General features: G+C 70.4%; 7 protein-coding genes. All 7 read right to left on the bottom strand.

The annotated features are described in order from the left end of the window. Positions 1–8 precede the first annotated feature (8 nt). Positions 9–2,696, bottom strand: coding sequence for a malto-oligosyltrehalose synthase (gene treY, locus J8I82_RS06455; protein WP_209755478.1), 2,688 nt, complete (start codon positions 2,694–2,696; stop codon positions 9–11). Next, a complete protein-coding gene (gene treZ / locus J8I82_RS06450; RefSeq protein ID WP_209755476.1) occupies positions 2,696–4,699 on the bottom strand; it encodes a malto-oligosyltrehalose trehalohydrolase in 2,004 nt (667 codons plus the stop codon). Before treZ ends, treY begins: the two co-directional genes overlap by 1 nt. A gap of 250 nt (positions 4,700–4,949) precedes the next feature. Continuing rightward, the gene (locus J8I82_RS06445) at positions 4,950–7,493 is read right to left on the bottom strand and encodes a glycogen/starch/alpha-glucan phosphorylase (protein ID WP_209755474.1); all 2,544 of its coding nucleotides are present in this window, start codon (positions 7,491–7,493) and stop codon (positions 4,950–4,952) included. Positions 7,494–7,596: 103 nt separating this feature from the next. Beyond that, the gene (malQ, locus tag J8I82_RS06440; RefSeq protein ID WP_209755472.1) at positions 7,597–9,852 is read right to left on the bottom strand and encodes a 4-alpha-glucanotransferase; all 2,256 of its coding nucleotides are present in this window, start codon (positions 9,850–9,852) and stop codon (positions 7,597–7,599) included. Further along, complete coding sequence (glgX, locus tag J8I82_RS06435) at positions 9,849–12,089, bottom strand: glycogen debranching protein GlgX (RefSeq protein WP_209755470.1); 2,241 nt, start codon at positions 12,087–12,089, stop codon at positions 9,849–9,851. The genes malQ and glgX overlap by 4 nt, the downstream gene beginning before the upstream one ends. An 11-nt stretch (positions 12,090–12,100) precedes the next feature. Then, entirely contained in the window at positions 12,101–14,377 is a 2,277-nt protein-coding gene (gene glgB, locus J8I82_RS06430) for a 1,4-alpha-glucan branching protein GlgB (protein ID WP_209755468.1), read from the bottom strand. Continuing rightward, the gene (treS, locus tag J8I82_RS06425; RefSeq protein WP_209755466.1) at positions 14,374–17,736 is read right to left on the bottom strand and encodes a maltose alpha-D-glucosyltransferase; all 3,363 of its coding nucleotides are present in this window, start codon (positions 17,734–17,736) and stop codon (positions 14,374–14,376) included. Before treS ends, glgB begins: the two co-directional genes overlap by 4 nt. Positions 17,737–17,753: the final 17 nt, after the last annotated feature.

The following is a 17,753-nucleotide window of genomic DNA, read 5'->3' as shown; positions in this document are numbered from 1 at the left end:
CGCGCGCTTCAAGGCTCGCGCAGCAGCAGTGCCACCGGCAGACCGCCCAGCACATCGCGCAGCCGCAGGCGCCCGGCGGGCGCTTCGAGCCGGTGGCCTGTCAGTGCGTCGATCCAGCGGCCGGGCTGCGGCGCGCCAAGGTTCAGCGTGGTGTCGCCCCAGCACGCCGGCGGAATGCGCGGCACCGCCGGGTCGACCCGCGCCGCCGACAGCCGCGTGACCACGGTGATGGCCTGGCGCGAGGCGGTGCTGCGCGCAAACGCCAGCACCTGCTGCGCCAGCGCGCCCTGTGCAGCCAGCATGCTGTACTGGCCGTCGGCAAACAGCGCCGGGTCGGCGCCGCGCGCCGCGAGCACATGGCGCACCAGTTGCTGCTTGAGCCGGCCGTCGCGCCAGTGCGCCAGCCAGTGCGCCCAGCCCGCGCCGCACGCCAGCCGTGCCTGCAGCCGGGCGTAGTCCGGCGCGCGGCGGTTGTCCGGATCGACCAGGCTCAGGTCCCAGCCTTCGGTGCCCTGGTAACGGTCAGGAATGCCGGGAGCGGTCAGCTGCACCAGCACCTGCGCCAGGCTGTTGACGGCACCGGCGGTGGCAATGCGCTGGGCGAAGCGGCCGATCTGCGCCAGCACGCCTTGCGGCCACGCCGCTGCGATGCCGCGCAGGAAGGCCTCGCATGCGGCTTCGTATTCGGCATCGGGGCAGGTCCAGTTGCCATGGCGCTTGGCTTCGCGGATCGCCTTGACCTGCCACGCGGAAATCCGCGCCAGCAGGGCTTCAGGTAGCGGCGCCGCTTCGCCGGAATGGTCGATCGCGTCCATCAGCTCCATCGGCCATGCCCCCACCAGCGCCTGGTACAGCATCAGCCGGTCGGCCGCGTCGGGCGCGCGCGGCAGCGTGGCCACCAGTGAGGCGCAGTCGCGCTCCCATGCGGCGACCGCGTCGGCGAAAGTGCCCGGCAGCTCGCTCAGCACCGCCAGCCGCATGCGCGCATCCTCGCCGCGCTTGTGGTCATGCGTGGCAGTGGAAAGCATCGCATGCGGTTCGGCCAGCCGGCGCGCCGCCATGCGGGCGTGGAACTGCGCCGGCGGCATGGCCACTTGCGCCGGGTCGCTGCCCACCTCGTTGCGCGACAGCAGCCGGCCATAGCGGTAGAAGGCGGTGTCCTCGCCGGCCTTGGCCGCCAGCGCCGGCATCAGCTGCTGCAGGCGGCGGCGCAGCACGCCGGTGTCGCTGTCCGGCACTGCCTGCGTGCGCAGGCAGCCGGCGATGAATGCCAGTGCCACGGCCTCGTCCGGGGCCAGGCTGCCGCGCGCGGACTGCAGCGCCTGATCGACCATGGCGTCATCGGCATGCGCGGCGGCGGCGTCGCGCGCCGACGGCTGCGCGTCGTAGTAGCTGCGGTAGACCGGCACGGCCGCCATCAGCGCCATCAGCGCATGCCGCAGTGCCGCCGGCGTGAGGTCGCGCGTGCCCGGCTCCTGCTGTGCACTGGCGTGCAGGCGGGCGGTCACGCTGTCGCATTCGGTGACGAGGTGCCGCCGCAGCACCAGGCAACGGGCCGCGCGCAGATGCTCGGCGTACGGGCGCGCGTCGCCGCTGGTCATGGCCCACAGCGCGGTCAGCGCGGCTTCGCCAGCCTCGTCGTGCAGCACCGCGGCCACGTCGTCCATGAAGTCGTAGCCGGTGGTGCCGTCGACCTGCCAGTCCGGTGGCAGCCGTTCGCCGCTGCCGAGGATTTTCTCGACCACGAGCCACGGGCGTTGCAGCGGCAGCAGCGGCGGCCGCGCGGCGGCGTGACGGTCGAGCTCGGCACGCAGGCGTCGGCAGTAGCCGGCGGGATCGGCCAGCCCGTCGACGTGATCCACGCGCACGCCGTCGATCCAGCCTTCGCGCAGAAGGCGGAAGACCAGCGCATGGACTGCGTCGAAGACCTGCGGGTCTTCCTCGCGCACGCCGACCAGGTCGCTGATCTCGAAAAAGCGGCGCCAGTTCAGCGAGGCGGCCGCGGTGCGCCACCAGGCCAGCCGGTAGTGCTGGCGTTCCAGCAGCGCGTGCAGCCGGGTGCGTCCGGCGGGCTGGGTGGTGTCATACCAGCCGGCGTTGGCGGTCGCCTCTGCCTCTGCGTCGGAGCTGTCCGGCGCCAGCGGCAGCACATGGTCGAAGTAGCTTACGTGGGCCGGCTGGTCGCCGCTGGCCGGCACCCACCGCAGCTCGCCGGCGACAACCGCATCCCAGTACGATTGCCCAAGGATCGGCAGCAGGACCTTGCCTTGCAGCGCCGGGTCGCATGGCGTCCAGTCGATATCGAAGCAGCCGGCATGGAGGCTGGCGCGTCCGTGGGCCAGCACGTCGCGCCACCAGCCGTTGTGGGTGCAGTCCGCCGCCATGTGGTTGGGCACGATATCGACGATCAGCCCGAGGCCGGCGCTGCGCGCGCGCGCAGCCAGCGCCTTCAGGCCCGCCTCGCCGCCCAGTTCCGCGCGCACGCGGGTGAAGTCGGTGACGTCGTAGCCGTGCGTGGACCCCGGCCTGGCCTCGCAGACCGGCGACAGGTACAGATGGCTGACCCCAAGCGCGGCGTAGTAGTCGACCACGCCGGCGGCATCGGCGAAGGTGAAGCCAGGATGCAGCTGCAGCCGGGCGGTGGCGTGCGGCAGGCCGCGCGCGGCTGCCGGCGCGGTGGCTGCCGTGGCCGGCATTACCTGGGGCGCGCCGCGGCGGGCTCGCACAGTGTGGCGACGCAGGCCAGCGGCGGCAGCATGCCGGATGACAGTTCGGCGGCAGCGCCGGGAGCGCTCTCGTGCAGCGCCGTGCGCTGGTCGCGGCAGGAGTGGGTGGCGGGTGCCGCTTCGTCGCCCAGGTTCAGCCACAGGCTCAGTTCCATGCCGTCCACCAGGCGCCAGCGCGCGCACAGCGCCGCGGGGCCGAGGATATCGACGCCGGCAGACTGGCATCCCGGCAGCCGGTGCAGCAGTTCGCGCCGCCGGATCGACAGCAGCTCGCGGTAGTAAGGGGCCCAGTCGGCGTCGTCCGCGAGCGACGGCCGCGACGCTTCGAAGGTGGCCGGGTCGTTAGGGTCGGGGATCGCGGCGGCACGCGCATCGTCGCCGAAGGCCAAACTGGCGGCGAATTCGCGGCGGCGGCCGTCGCGCACAGCCCTGGCCAGTTCCGGCGGATGGCTGGTGAAGTAGAGGAAGGGTTCCCGCGCGCCGGTCTCTTCGCCCATGAACACCAACGGCACCTGCGGGCACAGCAGCTGCAGCGCCACCGCGGCACGCAGCGCACGCGGGTCGGCCAGGCCCGCCAGCCGTTCGCCGAAGGCACGGTTGCCGGTCTGGTCGTGGTTCTGCAAAAAGCTGACGAAGGCGACAGGCGGCAAATGCGAGCTAGGCTGGCCGCGGCATACGGTGGCGGCGGTGGCGGCGGTGGCGGCGGTGGCGCCGCCTGAACGGTGCAGCGACGGCTCGCCCTGGTAGGCGAAGCCTTCGGCCAGCACGCGCGCGAGGTGGCGCAGCGCGGGCCGGCCTCGCTCACCCGCATCGACCGCGGCGCCCGCGCCGGCCGGCCTGGCATAGTCGCGGTAGTAGCCGTCGTCCTCGCCGGTCAGCAGCACATGCAGCGCATGGTGGGCATCATCGTTCCATTGCGCGTCGAAGCCCTGCGCCAGCAGCGCGGCGTCATTGTCGTCGTTCTCCAGCACCAGGTGCAGGTGGCGGTCGGCGCCAGCGCCATCGGCCAGCATGGTGCGCAATTCGGCAGGCAGCGCCGCGAGCCAGCCTTCGTCCTCGATGGCGTGGACCGCGTCGAGCCGCAGTCCGTCGAAGCGGAACTGTTCCAGCCAGTAGCGCGCGTTCTCGGTAAAGAAGCGCCGCACCTGCGGGCGCCGGAAATCGATGGCCGGGCCCCACGGGGTCTGTCGGTCCGAGCGGAAAAAGGCGCTGGCGTAGCGGTGCAGGTAGTTGCCCTCTGGCCCGAAGTGGTTGTAGACCACGTCCAGCAGCACCATCAGCCCGAGCGCGTGCGCCCGGTCGACCAGCGCACGCAGTTCGTCCGGGGTGCCATAGCTGGACTCCGGCGCGAACGGCAGCACGCCGTCATAGCCCCAGTTGCGTCCGCCGGGAAACTCCGCCACCGGCATCAGCTCGATGGCGGTGAAGCCCAGCGCGGCCAGCCGCGGCAATTGCTGCGCGGCGCCCGCAAAGCCGCCGCACAGGCCCGCGTGCATTTCATAGATGATGGCTTCATGCCACGGCCGGCCGCGCCAGTCGGGGCAGGTCCACGCAAACGACGCAGCGGCGTCGCGCGCCGGCACCATGCTCGGGCCGTGCACGTCGTCGGCCTGCCAGCGCGAGGCCGGGTCGGGCACGGTGGTGCCGTCGTCGAGCCGGAACCAGTAGCGTGCCCCTTCGCAGCACGGCACGATGGCCTCGAACCAGCCATTCGGCCCCGCTGCCATATGGACCGGCCCCAGGCCTGCGATCTCCAGCCGCACGGCGTGGCCTTGCGCGGCTGCATCGGGTGCCCACAGGCGGAAGCGCACGCGCCCGTCGGGCAGCCAGGCCGGCCCGAACAGGTAGTCCTGCGCATGTTCGTCATTGGAGGAAAAGGCTCGCGATGAAGGCGCGGCAAAGCAATCGAGCGGGCTCAGGCTTGGCAGGGCGGACCTGGCACCCGGGGCGAGCAGAAACGGGTTCGCGTTCAAATTCGGCTCCTGCCATCGGCTGGCGTCTGAGTCTGCTGACTGGAAATTGCCTTACGGCGGCCCTAGCGCAATGCGAACTCCGTGCCAGCAGAACGGCGCTTTTGCGGCGCGGCGCGCGGGCAGGCGGGCGGCCGGGCCGAAAGCTTTGTTACATGGGCGATTGTAGAAAGTACTGTCCGTCATGCGGGGCCCCGCGCATGCGATACCGCACACTGCGCGCCGGACTTTGAGTGTGCTTGCGCGTGCATGGCTATGCCGCGCGCGGACCTCGCGCGCCCGGGTCGACCTGCCATGGCGCGCCGCTGGCACGGTGCAGCAAACGCACCGGCACCGCCTCGACATTCCAGATGCGCTCGCAGTATTCGCGGATCGCGCGGTCCGACGAAAAACGGCCGGAACGCGCGCACGACAGCACCGACATGCGTTGCCAGCGATCCGGGTCGGCATAGGCGTCGGAGACGATCTGCTGGCATTCGATATAGGAAGCGAAGTCCGCCAGCAGCAGGTAGGGATCGTGCCCAGCCTGCGGATCGAACAGCGGCCGGAACAGCGCCGGATCGCCGCGCGAGAAGAACCCCTGCTGCACCAGGTCGATCACCGCGCGCAATTGCGGGTTGCCGTGATAGTAGGCGGCCGGATCGTAGCCGCTCGCGCGCAACGCATAGACCTCGGCCGCGGTCAGGCCGAACGGGAAGAAGTTGTCGTTGCCGACGGCCTCGCGCAATTCGATATTGGCGCCATCCATGGTGCCGATGTTGAGCACGCCGTTCATGGCGAACTTCATGTTGCCAGTGCCGGAGGCTTCCTTGCCCGCCAGCGAGATCTGCTCGGACAGGTCCGCCGCCGGGTAGATGCGCTGGCCGAAGGTGACGTTGAAGTTGGGCAGGAACACCACCTTGAGCCGGTCGCGCACCTGCGGGTCGCGGTTGATCACGTCGGCGACCGAGGTGATGAAGCGGATCATCAGCTTGGCGTATTCGTAGCCCGGCGCGGCCTTGCCGCCGAACAGGAAAGTGCGCGGCTGGATCTCGGCGCCGGGGTCGGACTTGATGCGGTGGTACAGCGCGATCACGTGCAGCACGGCCAGGTGCTGGCGCTTGTATTCGTGGATGCGCTTGACCATCACATCGAACATCGACGACGGGTCCACCACCACGCCGGTGGTGTCCCGGATCAGCTGCGCCAGGTCTTCCTTGTTGGCGCGCCGCATCGCCTGCCATTGCTGGCGGAAGCCGGCATCGTCGGCATAGGGCTCGAGCACGCAGATGCGCTCCAGGTCGGAGATCCAGCCATCGCCGATCGCATTCGTCACCAGCCGCGTCAGCCTCGGATTGGACAGCGCCAGCCAGCGCCGCGGCGTGACGCCGTTGGTGATGCTGGTGAATTTGTCCGGCCACATCGCGTAGAAGTCCTTGAGCACGTCCTCGCGCATCAGGCGCGAGTGCAACTCGGCCACGCCGTTGATGGCGTGGCTGCCGACGCACGCCAGGTTGGCCATGCGCACATGGCGCTCGCCGTGCTCGTCGATCAGCGACAGCCTCGACAGCCTCGATTCGTCGCCGTAGAAGCGGATGCGCACCTCGTCCAGGAAGCGCGCGTTGATCTCAAGGATGATTTCCAGGTGACGCGGCAGCACGCGGCGGAACAGCGGCAGCGGCCAGCGCTCCAGCGCCTCGGGCAGCAGCGTGTGGTTGGTGTAGGCGAAGGCGCGCTGGGTGATGTTCCAGGCCTCGTTCCAGGGCAGGTCGTTCTCGTCGACCAGCAGCCGCATCAGTTCGGCGATGCCTACGGCCGGGTGCGTGTCATTCAGCTGCACCGCGAACTTCTCGTGGAAGCGCGTCACCGGGATGCCATCGACAGCCAGCAGCCGCAGCATGTCCTGCAGCGAACAGGCGACGAAAAAGTACTGCTGCTCGAGCCGCAGTTCCTTGCCCTGCGCGGTCTCGTCGTTGGGGTAGAGCACCTTGGTCAGGTTCTCCGACGTCACCTTCTTGCTCACGGCGCCGAGGTAGTCGCCGCGGTTGAAGGTATGGAAGTCGAAGGCCTCGGTGGCGTCGGCGCGCCACAGCCGCAGCGTGTTCACGGTGTTGACGCGGTAGCCCAGGATCGGCGAGTCGAACGGCACGCCGGCCACCGTCTTGGCCGGCACCCAGCGCACGCGGTAGTGGCCGCGGTCGTCGGTGTAATGCTCGGTGTGGCCGCCCAGCCGCACCTGCACCGCCCACTCGGAGCGCTGGATTTCCCACGGGTTGCCGTTGCGCAGCCAGGTATCGGTCTTCTCCACCTGCATGCCGTCCATGATGGTCTGCTGGAAGATGCCGTACTCGTAGCGGATGCCGTAGCCGAGCGCCGGGATCTCCAGTGTCGCCAGCGAATCCATGAAGCATGCCGCCAGCCGGCCCAGGCCGCCGTTGCCGAGTCCCGGCTCGACTTCCTGCTCCAGGATGCGGTCGAGGTCGAGTCCGGCCGCGGCCATGGCCTCGTGCACTTCGTCGAAGATGCCCAGGTTGATCAGGTTGTTGCCCAGGTGCGGGCCCATCAGGAATTCTGCCGACAGGTAGGCCACCGTGCGCGACGGCTGGCCCAGGTAGGCTTCCGCGGTGCTGATCCAGCGCTGCACCAGGCGGTCGCGCACGGTATGCGCAGCGGCCTGGTAGAGGTCGTTCTGGCTGGCGTGGCCGGGCAGCTTGCCCTGGGTGTGGAACACGTGGTCCAGGAACGCCCGGCGCAGGCTGGCGCCGGACAGGGCGGTACGGGTGTCGTCGGCGTGCTCGGGCCGGATCACTTCCTTCATGGCGGAACCTCCTGCGCATGCTGGTGGGTCAAGCTTAGCGGATGAGGGAACAGTGCGCGCCCGGATCGCGGCGCGGGTGGGGTAGGCGCCACCTTGATGGCGGCTAGCCGCGCGGCGGCGGATGCAGGGTGCCGGGGCGGCCACTGCGAACGGCTTGCGCGCGGGCGCGCAGCGCCGGCGTTTCGGCCAGCGCGCGTACGTCGGGGTCGAGGCGGCGCTGCCAGTTGGGATGGACGCTGGTGGTGCCGGGCAGGTTGGGCTGCTCGGCCTCGCCCAGCAAGTCTTCCAGCGGCACCACGCGCAGTGCCGTGCGCGCGCTGCCCAGCCAGGCCAGCACGGCATCCAGCGGCGCGTGCGCCGGACCGGGCTCCGGGCCGTGGCACAGCCCTGCGTCAATCAGCGCCTGCCATAGCGCGCTGCGCTCGCGGGCGCGGCCTGCCTGGGCACGCGCCAGGGTTTCGCCGGGCGCGAGCAGCTTGAGCCGGTCGCGCCAGTCGAGGTCGCGTCCGGCCCACCAGCCGGCGACGGTGGGCAGGTCGTGCGTGGAAGTGGTGGCGATGGCTTCGGGGGGCCACTGCGCGGGTGGCTGGAACGGCGCCGGATCGGCCTCGATGTCCGGATCGGCCGCTGCCTCTGCTTCGGCCGTGCTCACCGTGCTCGCTTCTTCGCGCTGGAACCACAGCACGTCGATGCCGAGCACGCCGCGCGCGGCCAGCGCCGCGTTCAGCTCGGGGGGGACGGTGCCGAGGTTCTCGCCGATGATGATGGCGCGGTGCCGCCAGGATTCCAGCGCCACCAGCCGCAGCAGGTCACCGAGCGGGTAGCGCAGGTAGGCGCCGTCGCTGGCGGATGCGCCCGCGGGCACCAGCCACATCCGCGCAAGGCCCAGCACGTGGTCGATGCGCAGCCCGCCGCAATGCGAGAGGTTGGCGCGCAGCATTTCCAGGAAGGCGGCATAGCCTTGCCGGCGCAGGCCGCGCGGGGAGAACACCGCCACGCCCCAGTCCTGCCCGAGCGGGTTGTACAGGTCCGGCGGCGCGCCGGCATGGAAGCCGGCCAGGATTTCCTGCTGGCGGGTCCACGCCTGGCTGCCGCCCGGGTCGGCGCCGACCGCCAGGTCGCAGACCACGCCCACCGCCATGCCGGCGTCGCACGCGGCGCGCTGCGCACGCGCCATGCCATCGGCGGCGAGCCATTGCAGGAAGGCGTGGTAGGCCACGTCGTCGGCGTGGTCGCGGGCAAATGCTGCCACCGCGGCGTCGGCGGGCGAACGCAGCGTGACCGGCCAGCAGCGCCAGTCCGGCGCCGACGCCTGGTTCATGCCGTTGGTGGCGCTGGCGAGCCGCTGGGCCTGGATCGCCTCGTAGCAGGCGTGCGCATGCAGCGCGGTGCCGCCGCGTGCGCGGAAAGCGGCGCAGTCCTCCAGCGCGGCACGCGGCAGCAGGGTCTCGCGCCGCTGCCAGAGCCAGTCCAGCACTGCATAGCGCAGCGGCGCCAGCGCGATCCAGTCGATCTCCGTGAGCGCTTCGAGCGCCGCCAGCCGCTCGCCGATGCCGAGCGCGGCGATGGCCGCGCCCAGCGCTTGCTGGCCGAACACCGCGGCGGGATCGGCGTACAGCGGGTTCAGGAACAGCCGGCTGGAGGGCGCGTAGGGGCTGTAGCGCTGCGGCAGCGCGGCAAAGCCGGCATGCAGCGGGTTGATCGCGACTGCGTCGGCGTGCAGGGCGGCGGCGCTGGTGCAGCACCGGGCCAGCGCGGTCAGGTCGCCCATGCCGCAGTCGGCGCCGCGGCGCAGGCTGTAGAGCTGCACCGCCAGCCCCCAAGGGCGCGCGCCTGCGCCAACGGCAGCGCGGCCGGCGTGGCGTAGCGCGTCCGCTACGCCATAGCAACGCGCAGGAGCCACCGCCAGCACCGTTTGCGCATCGCCCAGTTCGAGCCGGTGGTAGCCGCAGACGTCGAGCGGCGGCAGCAGCATGGTGCCGGCCGGGTTGCCGTCCGCGTGCGCGCGCACGGCGGTGCCGGTCACGATGGCGCCATCTTCCAGCGTCAGCCGGTACGCGCGCTGCGGCAGCGTGTGCGGCCACGGCACCGCCACCGGCTGGCCGCGTTCGGCAGTGACCAGCGGCGGCAGCGTGTGGGCGGCATCATCGGCCGCGAGCCAGGCGCGCGAGGCCTCGCACTGGGCGGGGGTGGAGCAGGGCAGGCCAAGGCCGTCCAGCACGCGCCGCAGCGCGCCGTCGGACACGGTCCGGGGCTGGTCCCAGGCATCCGTCCAATGCGGCTGCAGGTCCGCGCGCAGCGCCAGCTTCTGCAGTGGCGTTGGAGGCGGCGCGGCGCTGCGGTGCATGCGTCGGGTCATTCCTGTGTCTCCTGCGGCGCCCCCAGCGGCGGGCTTTCCTGGTGCGGGCTCTCGCGGCTGCGCGCGGGCGCAGCCAGCAGCACCAGCGAATGGCCCGGCACCACCTGGCTTTCGGACACCGGATCGCCGGCAAGCTCGGCTTCGGTGGCTTCCGGCCGGCTGCTGTCGAACAGCAGGGTCCAGGCCAGCCTGGGCTCCGGCAGCAGGAACGACGCGTCGGCCTCGCCGGCGTTGAGCAGCAGCAGCGTCACTTGCACGGCCCGTGCCTCGTCCCCCTCTACCTCTTCTTCCGGCAGCGAGCCCAGTTGCGGGCGCTCGGGTTGCGGCGGCGGGGCAGCGCGGCGCAGCGCCAGCGTGCGGATTTCGGGGTCGGCCCATTCCTCGGGCGTGGGCGGATTGCCGTCGGTATCGAACCAGGCAATATCGGCGATGCCGCGCGCCGGCTCGTGCCGCCCATGGGCGAAGCGGTCGCCGGTGAGCGCGTGCAGCCGCCGGCGCAGCGCAAGCAGGCGCCGGACCATATGTTGCAGCGGCTGCGCACCGGGCGTCTGGGCCTGCTTCCAGTCCGGCCACGAGATCTCGTTGTCCTGGCAGTAGGCGTTGTTGTTGCCATGCTGGGTGCGGCCCCATTCATCGCCGGCGGTCAGCATCGGCGTGCCTTGCGCGAGCAGCAGCGTGGCCATCAGCGCCTGCGCCACGCGGCTGCGGCGCTCCAGGATTTCCGGATCGTCGGTGGGGCCTTCAATGCTGCCATCCGGGCTCCAGTTGGCGCTGGCGTTGTCGTCCGTGCCGTCGCGGTTGTCTTCGCCGTTGGCCTCGTTATGCTTGCTGCCGTAGCTGACCAGGTCGGCCAGCGTAAAGCCGTCGTGCGCGGTGATGAAGTTGACGCTGGCCCACGGGCGCCTGTGGCGCCTGTCGAACAGGTCGGCCGAGGCGGCCAGCCGCGCGGCCAGTTCGCCGCGCTTGCCGGCATCGCCGCGCCAGAAGCGGCGCACCGTGTCGCGGAACTTGTCGTTCCACTCGGCAAAGCCGGGCGGGTGGTTGCCGAGCTGATAGCCGCCGGGGCCCAGGTCCCACGGTTCGGAGATCAGCTTGACGCGGCTCAGCGCCGGGTCCTGCATCAGCGCATCGAAGAAGCCCGAGCCCTGGTCGAAGCCGTTGCCCTCGCGCCCCAGCGTGCTGCCCAGGTCGAAACGGAAGCCATCGACGTGGTAGCACTCCACCCAGTAGCGCAGCGAGTCCATCACCATCTGCAGCACGCGCGGGTGCGACAGGTTGAGCGTGTTGCCGCAGCCAGTGTCGTTGATGTAGTGGCGCCCGTCGTGCGGCATCAGGCGGTAGTAGCTGGCGTTGTCCAGTCCCCGCCAGGATACCGTCGGCCCCAGCTCGTTGCCCTCGCAGGTGTGGTTGTAGACCACGTCAAGGATCACTTCGATGCCGGCCGCATGCAGGCGCCGTATTGCCACCTTGCATTCCTGCAGCTGCCCGGTGCCCAGGTAGGCCGGTTCCGGGGCGAAGTACGCCATGGTGTTGTAGCCCCAGTAATTGCGCAGGCCGCGCTCCAGCAGGAAGCGGTCCTGCAGGATGGCATGCACCGGCAGCAGCTCGACCGTGGTGATGCCCATCTGCACCAGGTGGTCGATAAAGCGCGGGTCGCACAGCGAGGCGAAAGAGCCGCGCAGGTTGGGCAGCAGGTCGTCGCGCAGCATCGACAGGCCACGCACATGCGCTTCATAGATGACGGTGGCAGGCCACGGCACCCCGGGCGGACGGTCGTCGCCCCAGTGGAAGCTTTCGTCGATCACCACCGCCTTGGGCATGCTCTGGGCACTATCGCGGCGGTCCGGTGTCAGGTCTCCGCGCGCGCTCTGCAGGCGGTAGCCGAACAGCACGTCGGCCCAGCGCACCGGGCCGCTCAACTGGCGCGCGTACGGATCCAGCAGCAGCTTGTGCGGATTGAAGCGGTGCCCGTGCGAGGGATCGTAGGGGCCGTGCGCGCGGTAGCCGTACAGCGTGCCGAGCGCGGCGTTGGGCAGGTAGCCGTGCCAGATCTCGTCGGTGCATTCCGGCAGCGGCAGGCGTGTCAGTTCCTTGCGGCCGTTCTCGGAGAACAGGCACAGGTCGATGCGCGAAGCATGCGCAGAGAACACCGCGAAGTTGACCCCCAGCCCGTCCCAGTGGGCGCCCAGGGGGTACGGCTTGCCCGGCAGCAGCCGGTCCGCAAAGGGTCGGGTCATGTCGTTGCGCCTTATTCACCCTCGGCTTGGTCGAGCCGCAGCACGAGCGTGGCCAGCGGCGGCAGTGTCAGCGCCAGCGAGGCCGGCTGCCCGTGTGAGGGCACGTCCACCGCCGTCACCGTGCCGCCGTTGCCGACATTGGTGCCCCCATAGCACTCGGCATCGGTGTTCAGGCATTCCCGCCAGGTGCCGGCAAAGGGGACGCCGACCCGGTAGCCCTGGCGCGGCACCGGCGTCATGTTGACCACGACCAGCACGACTTCGCGGCTGCCCGGCGCGGCGCGCCGCAGCCACGCGAATACGCTGTTGTGGTTGTCGTCGCCGACCACCCACTGGAAGCCCTCGGGGCTGTGGTCGAGCGCGTGCAGCGCCGGCAGCTCGCGGTAGAGCCGGTTCAGGTCGCGCACCAGCGCATGCATGCCGCGGTGCATGGGGTGGTCCAGCAGCGCCCAGTCGAGCTCGGCGTCGTGGTTCCATTCCTGCCACTGCGCCAGCTCGCCGCCCATGAACAGCAGCTTCTTGCCCGGATGGGTCCACATGAAGCCGTAGTAGGCGCGCAGGCCGGCGAAGCGCTGCCAGTGGTCGCCGGGCACCTTGCCGAGCATCGAGCCCTTGCCGTGCACGACCTCGTCGTGCGACAGCGGCAGCACGAAGGCCTCGGACCATGCATAGACCAGCCCGAAGGTCATGTCCTGGTGGTGCCAGGCGCGGTGCACCGGCTCATGCCCGAGGTAGCGCAGCGTGTCGTGCATCCAGCCCATGTTCCATTTGAAGTCGAAGCCCAGCCCGCCGCTGGCCACGCTGGCGGTGACGCCGGGCCAGGCGGTGGATTCCTCGGCGATGGTGAGCGCACCGGGACAGCGGTCATGGACCACGCTGTTGAGTTCGCGCAGGAACGCGACCGCCTCCAGGTTTTCGCGGCCGCCGTAGCGGTTCGGCACCCATTGCCCCGGCTCGCGGCTGTAGTCGCGGTAGAGCATGGAAGCGACTGCGTCGACGCGCAGCCCGTCGGCATGGAAGTGTTCCAGCCAGTGCAGCGCGCCGGCCAGCAGGAAGCCGCGCACCTCGTTGCGGCCCAGGTTGTAGATCAGCGTGTTCCAGTCCTGGTGGAAGCCTTCGCGCGGATCCATGTGCTCGTAGAGCGATGTCCCGTCGAAGCGTGCGAGCCCGTGCGGGTCGGTCGGGAAGTGCGCCGGCACCCAGTCCAGGATCACGCCGATGCCGGCCTGGTGGCAGCGGTCGACAAAGGCGGCGAAGGCCTGCGGCGGCCCCAGCCGCGCGGTTGGCGCATACAGCGACAGCGGCTGGTAGCCCCACGAGCCGCCAAAGGGGTGTTCGGTAATGGGCAGCAGTTCGATATGCGTGAAGCCGAGCTCCTGCACGTACGGCACCAGGCGCTCGGCCAGGATGTCCCAGCCGTGGCGGCTGTCGTTGGCCGCGCGCAGCCAGGAGCCGACATGGACTTCATAGACCGACATCGGCAGGGCGTAGGGATCGGCGGCCTTGCGGCGCGCCATCCAGTCGTCGTCGTGCCATTCGAATGGCGGCGCGCCCTTGCCCGGCGCGGTGACGACCGAGGCGGTCTCCGGCGGCGCTTCGGTGGCGAGCGCGAGCGGGTCGGCCTTGTCGGGCAGCTCGGTGCCGTCCGGGTCGAGCAGGTCGTATTTGTAGCGGCGGCCGGGCTCGGCGCCCAGCGCGGCCGGCACGAACAGCTCCCAGATGCCGCTGGGATGGCGCAGCCGCATCGGATGGCGCGCCTGGTGCCAGCCGTTGAATTCGCCGATCACGGACACGCGCCGCGCGTTCGGCGCCCACACCGCGAAACGCACGCCGTCAATGCCGTCCACGCGCTGCCATTGCGCGCCCAGGCACTCGCCCAGCTCGAAGTGGCGGCCCTCGGCGATCAGGTGCAGGTCCAGTTCGCCCAGCAACAGGTCGAAGGCGTAGGGATCGGCGCTGCACTGCTCGGTGCCGTCCGGCCAGGTCACGCGGATGCGGTAGTCCGTTGCCGTGGCGCGGTGCGCGTTGCCGGGCAGGCGCGCGGCAAAAATGCCGCCGGGATGCAGCCGTTCCATCTCGGCCAGCGTGACGCCGTCGGCGCCGGCCAGCTGCGCCGCCACGGCGCCGGGCAGGCAGGCACGCACCAGCAGCAGTCCCTCGTCGTCACGGTGCGGGCCCAGCACCGCGAACGGGTCGTGGTGGCGCGCGCCCAGCAGTGCATCGAGCTCATGTCCCGGCAGCATGCCGGTGCGCGGCGCGCCGCGGGTTGCGGTGGTTGGGGCGCTCATGGCTGGCCTCCCGGCTGCCCCAGCAGCTTGCGCAGCAGGCGCGCCAGCCCGCTGACCGGCAAATCGATCCACGCCACGCGGTTGGCGGCTTCGTAGTCGACCTCGTAGGCGGCGCGTTCGAGCAGGAACAGATCAAGCAGCGGCTGCAGCTGGCCCGGGTCGGCCCAGGGGGCGGGCGAAGCTTCCATATGCTGGCGGTAGCAATGCAGGAAGGCCTCGTCGGCGGTGGTGCGGAAGCCCTCCAGCAGCAGCGCGCGGCGTTCGGCCAGTTGCGGCGGCAGCTCGGTATGGGTGCGTTCCTGGCGGTCGGTGCCGACCGTGGCGGCGGCATAGTCGAGCGAACGCAACAGGCCGGCCACGTCGCGCAGCGGCGAGGTCTTGCGCCGGCGCCAGTCCAGCGGCATGCCCGGTTCGCCTTCGAAATCGACCAGGTAGGTGTCGCTCTGCGCGATCAGCACCTGGCCCAGGTGGAAGTCGCCGTGGAAGCGCGTCTGCAGGCTGCCGGGCGCCGCCGCGGCCAGTTGCTCGACCAGCGCGGGCAGCGCGCCGCGCGCGGCCGTCAAGGTCTGCACGTCGGCTTCGAACGCCTGCCGTACCGCGCCCTGGACGCTGTCGGCACGCTTGTCGACCAGCGCCAGCGCGCGTTCCAGCGCCTGCAGCGCCTGCGCGGCCCAGTCGCGCGCGTCGGCCTCGGTGGCAGGCACCGGCGCGAAAGCCTGGTCGTCGGTCGGGCGCGCCAGCACCGCATGCAGCTCGGCCAGGCGCCGCCCCAGCGTGCCCGCCAGCGCGGCGTAGCCGTTCATGGCCTCGGCGAACTCGTCCTCGCTTTCCTTGGCCGGCAGCGCATCGTCGATGGCGCGGCCCAGGTAGTCCAGCGTCCAGTCCCAGCCGTTGCCCTGGTTCAGGATGTAGCCCTGCAGCAGCATCAGCGTATGCGGGACGCCGTCGGCGCCGGTGCGCACGACCTCGCCGAGCAGCGGCGCCGCGTGCGCATAGCCCTGCGCGGTCAGGTATCGCGTCATTTCGGCCTCGGGATGGATGCCGCCGGAGAGGCGCCGCACCAGCTTGAGCACCGCGGTATTGTTGTACGACAGCGAACTGTTCGACTGCTCGGCCGACATCCACTCGATCGGGTCGCGTTCCAGTTCCAGCTCGGCCAGTCCCGGTTCGGCGCGAAAGCGGATCCGGTCCTGGCCGGCCTGCAGCTCCACGCCTTTGCGCAGCGCCTGCACCACCTCGCGCGCGAACGGTTCGACCACGAAGCCGTCGGTGGCCAGCCCTACGCGGCTGCCCTGGCGCACGCGCGCCATCGACAGCCCGTGCGCCAGCTGCGACACGCCATCGGCGCTCTCGCGGTCCCACAGGATGCCCACCGGCAACTGGTAGCGCTCGGTGCGCCCGGACAGCGCCACCTCGACTTCGCCGAGGTAGACGTCCTCGCCATTGGTGCCACGCGTGAAGGGCAGCAGGTACGCCATGCCGACGCGCTCGATGCGCTCGTGCTTGCCGCCGAACCAGCGGCGCCGGCTGATGTAGTGGGGCAGTACCTCGGTGGCCAGGGCGCGGCGCGACGCATCGGTCAGCTCGGGGCGGCCGATGTTCTGCATCACAAGGGTGATCTGGTCTGGCATCTGCTCAGGCGCCTCCACATGCCATGACGGCGGCTGTGCCTCCTCGCTCAGTACGAACCAGTAGAAGCCATACGGCGGCAGCGTCAGCAGGTAGGTCAGCGTGCCGATTGCGGGGAAGGGCGTGGCGCCCATCATCTCGACCGGCACGCGCCCGTTGAAGGCAGACAGGTCGAGCTCCACCGCCTGCGGCGCGCGCGACAGGTTGGCGACGCACAGGATGTGTTCGCCCTCGAACTCGCGCAGGTACGCGAGGATCTTGCGGTTGCCGGGAAACAGGAAGCGCAGCGTGCCGCGCCCGAAGGCGCGATGCTTGCGCCGCAACGCCAGCATGCGGCGCATCCAGTTGAGCAGCGAGTGGGGGTCGCGCGCCTGCGCCTCCACGTTGACGGCCTCGTAGCCGTACAGGGGCCCCTGCAGCGGCGGCAGCACCAGCCGCTCGGGGTCGGCGTGCGAGAAACCGCCATTGCGGTCGGGCGACCACTGCATCGGCGTGCGCACGCCGTCACGGTCGCCGAGGTGGATGTTGTCGCCCATCCCGATTTCGTCGCCGTAATAGATCACGGGAGTGCCGGGCATCGAGAACAGCAGGCTGTTCATCAACTCGATGCGGCGGCGGTCGCGCTCCATCAGCGGCGCCAGGCGGCGGCGGATGCCCAGGTTGATGCGCGCGCGCCGGTCAGTGGCGTAGACCTCCCACAGGTAGTCGCGCTCGCTGCTGGTCACCATCTCGAGCGTCAGCTCGTCGTGGTTGCGCAGGAAGATGGCCCACTGGCAGTTGGGCGGCACCTCCGGCGTCTGCCGCATGATGTCGGTGATCGGGAAGCGGTCTTCGCGCGCGATGGCCATGTACATGCGCGGCATCAGCGGAAAGTGGAAGCACATGTGGCATTCGTCGCCTTCCGCTTCGGGGCCGGTCAGGCCGAAGTACTGCTGCGCATCCTCCGGCCACATATTGGCCTCGGCCAGCAGCATCCGGCCGCGAAAATGCTGGTCCAGGTGCGCGCGGATGTTGCGGATGACGGCATGCGTCTCGGGCAGGTTCTCGTTGCTGGTGCCTTCGCGCTCGACCAGGTACGGCACCGCGTCCAGCCGCAGCCCGTCGATGCCCATGTCGAGCCAGAAGCGCATCACCGACAGCACTTCGTTGAGTACCTGCGGGTTGTCGAAGTTCAGGTCCGGCTGGTGCGAATAAAAGCGGTGCCAGAAGTACGCGCCGGCGACGGGGTCCCAGCTCCAGTTGGATTTCTCGGTGTCGCAGAAGATGATGCGCGTGCCGGCGTAGGACTGGTCATGGTCGGACCAGACGTAGTACTTGCGCGCGGCCGAGCCGGGCTTGGCCTTGCGTGCGCGCTGGAACCACGGATGCTGGTCGGAAGTGTGGTTGATGACCAGCTCCGTGATCACGCGCAGCCCGCGCGCATGGGCCGCGGTGACAAAGCGGCGCGCCTCGGCCAGCGTGCCGTAGTCGGGATGGACGTTGCGGTAGTCGGCGATGTCGTAGCCATCGTCGCGGCGCGGCGACGGGTAGAACGGCAGCAGCCAGATGGTGTCGACGCCCAGGTTGACCAGGTAGTCGAGCTTGGCCAGCAACCCGGCGAAATCGCCCACGCCGTCGCCGTTGGCATCGAAGAACGACTTGATGTGCAGCTGGTAGATGACCGCGTCCTTGTACCAGAGCGGATCGGCATTGAGCAGCGCGGCGCTGGCGGTTTCGGTGAGGCGTTTCATCGTGTCTCCACGTATGC

The sequence above is a fragment of the Cupriavidus consociatus genome (assembly GCF_017814975.1).
GTDB lineage: Bacteria > Pseudomonadota > Gammaproteobacteria > Burkholderiales > Burkholderiaceae > Cupriavidus > Cupriavidus consociatus.
This window is presented reverse-complemented; position numbering and strand designations above follow the sequence as displayed.

Excerpts from the sequence above, each read along its gene's own strand:
- treY (WP_209755478.1), bottom strand. The coding sequence starts at position 2,696 with ATGCCGGCCACGGCAGCCACCGCGCCGGCAGCCGCGCGCGGCCTGCCG.
- J8I82_RS06445 (WP_209755474.1), bottom strand. The coding sequence starts at position 7,493 with ATGAAGGAAGTGATCCGGCCCGAGCACGCCGACGACACCCGTACCGCC.
- malQ (WP_209755472.1), bottom strand. The coding sequence starts at position 9,852 with ATGACCCGACGCATGCACCGCAGCGCCGCGCCGCCTCCAACGCCACTG.
- glgX (WP_209755470.1), bottom strand. The coding sequence starts at position 12,089 with ATGACCCGACCCTTTGCGGACCGGCTGCTGCCGGGCAAGCCGTACCCC.
- glgB (WP_209755468.1), bottom strand. The coding sequence starts at position 14,377 with ATGAGCGCCCCAACCACCGCAACCCGCGGCGCGCCGCGCACCGGCATG.
- treS (WP_209755466.1), bottom strand. The coding sequence starts at position 17,736 with ATGAAACGCCTCACCGAAACCGCCAGCGCCGCGCTGCTCAATGCCGAT.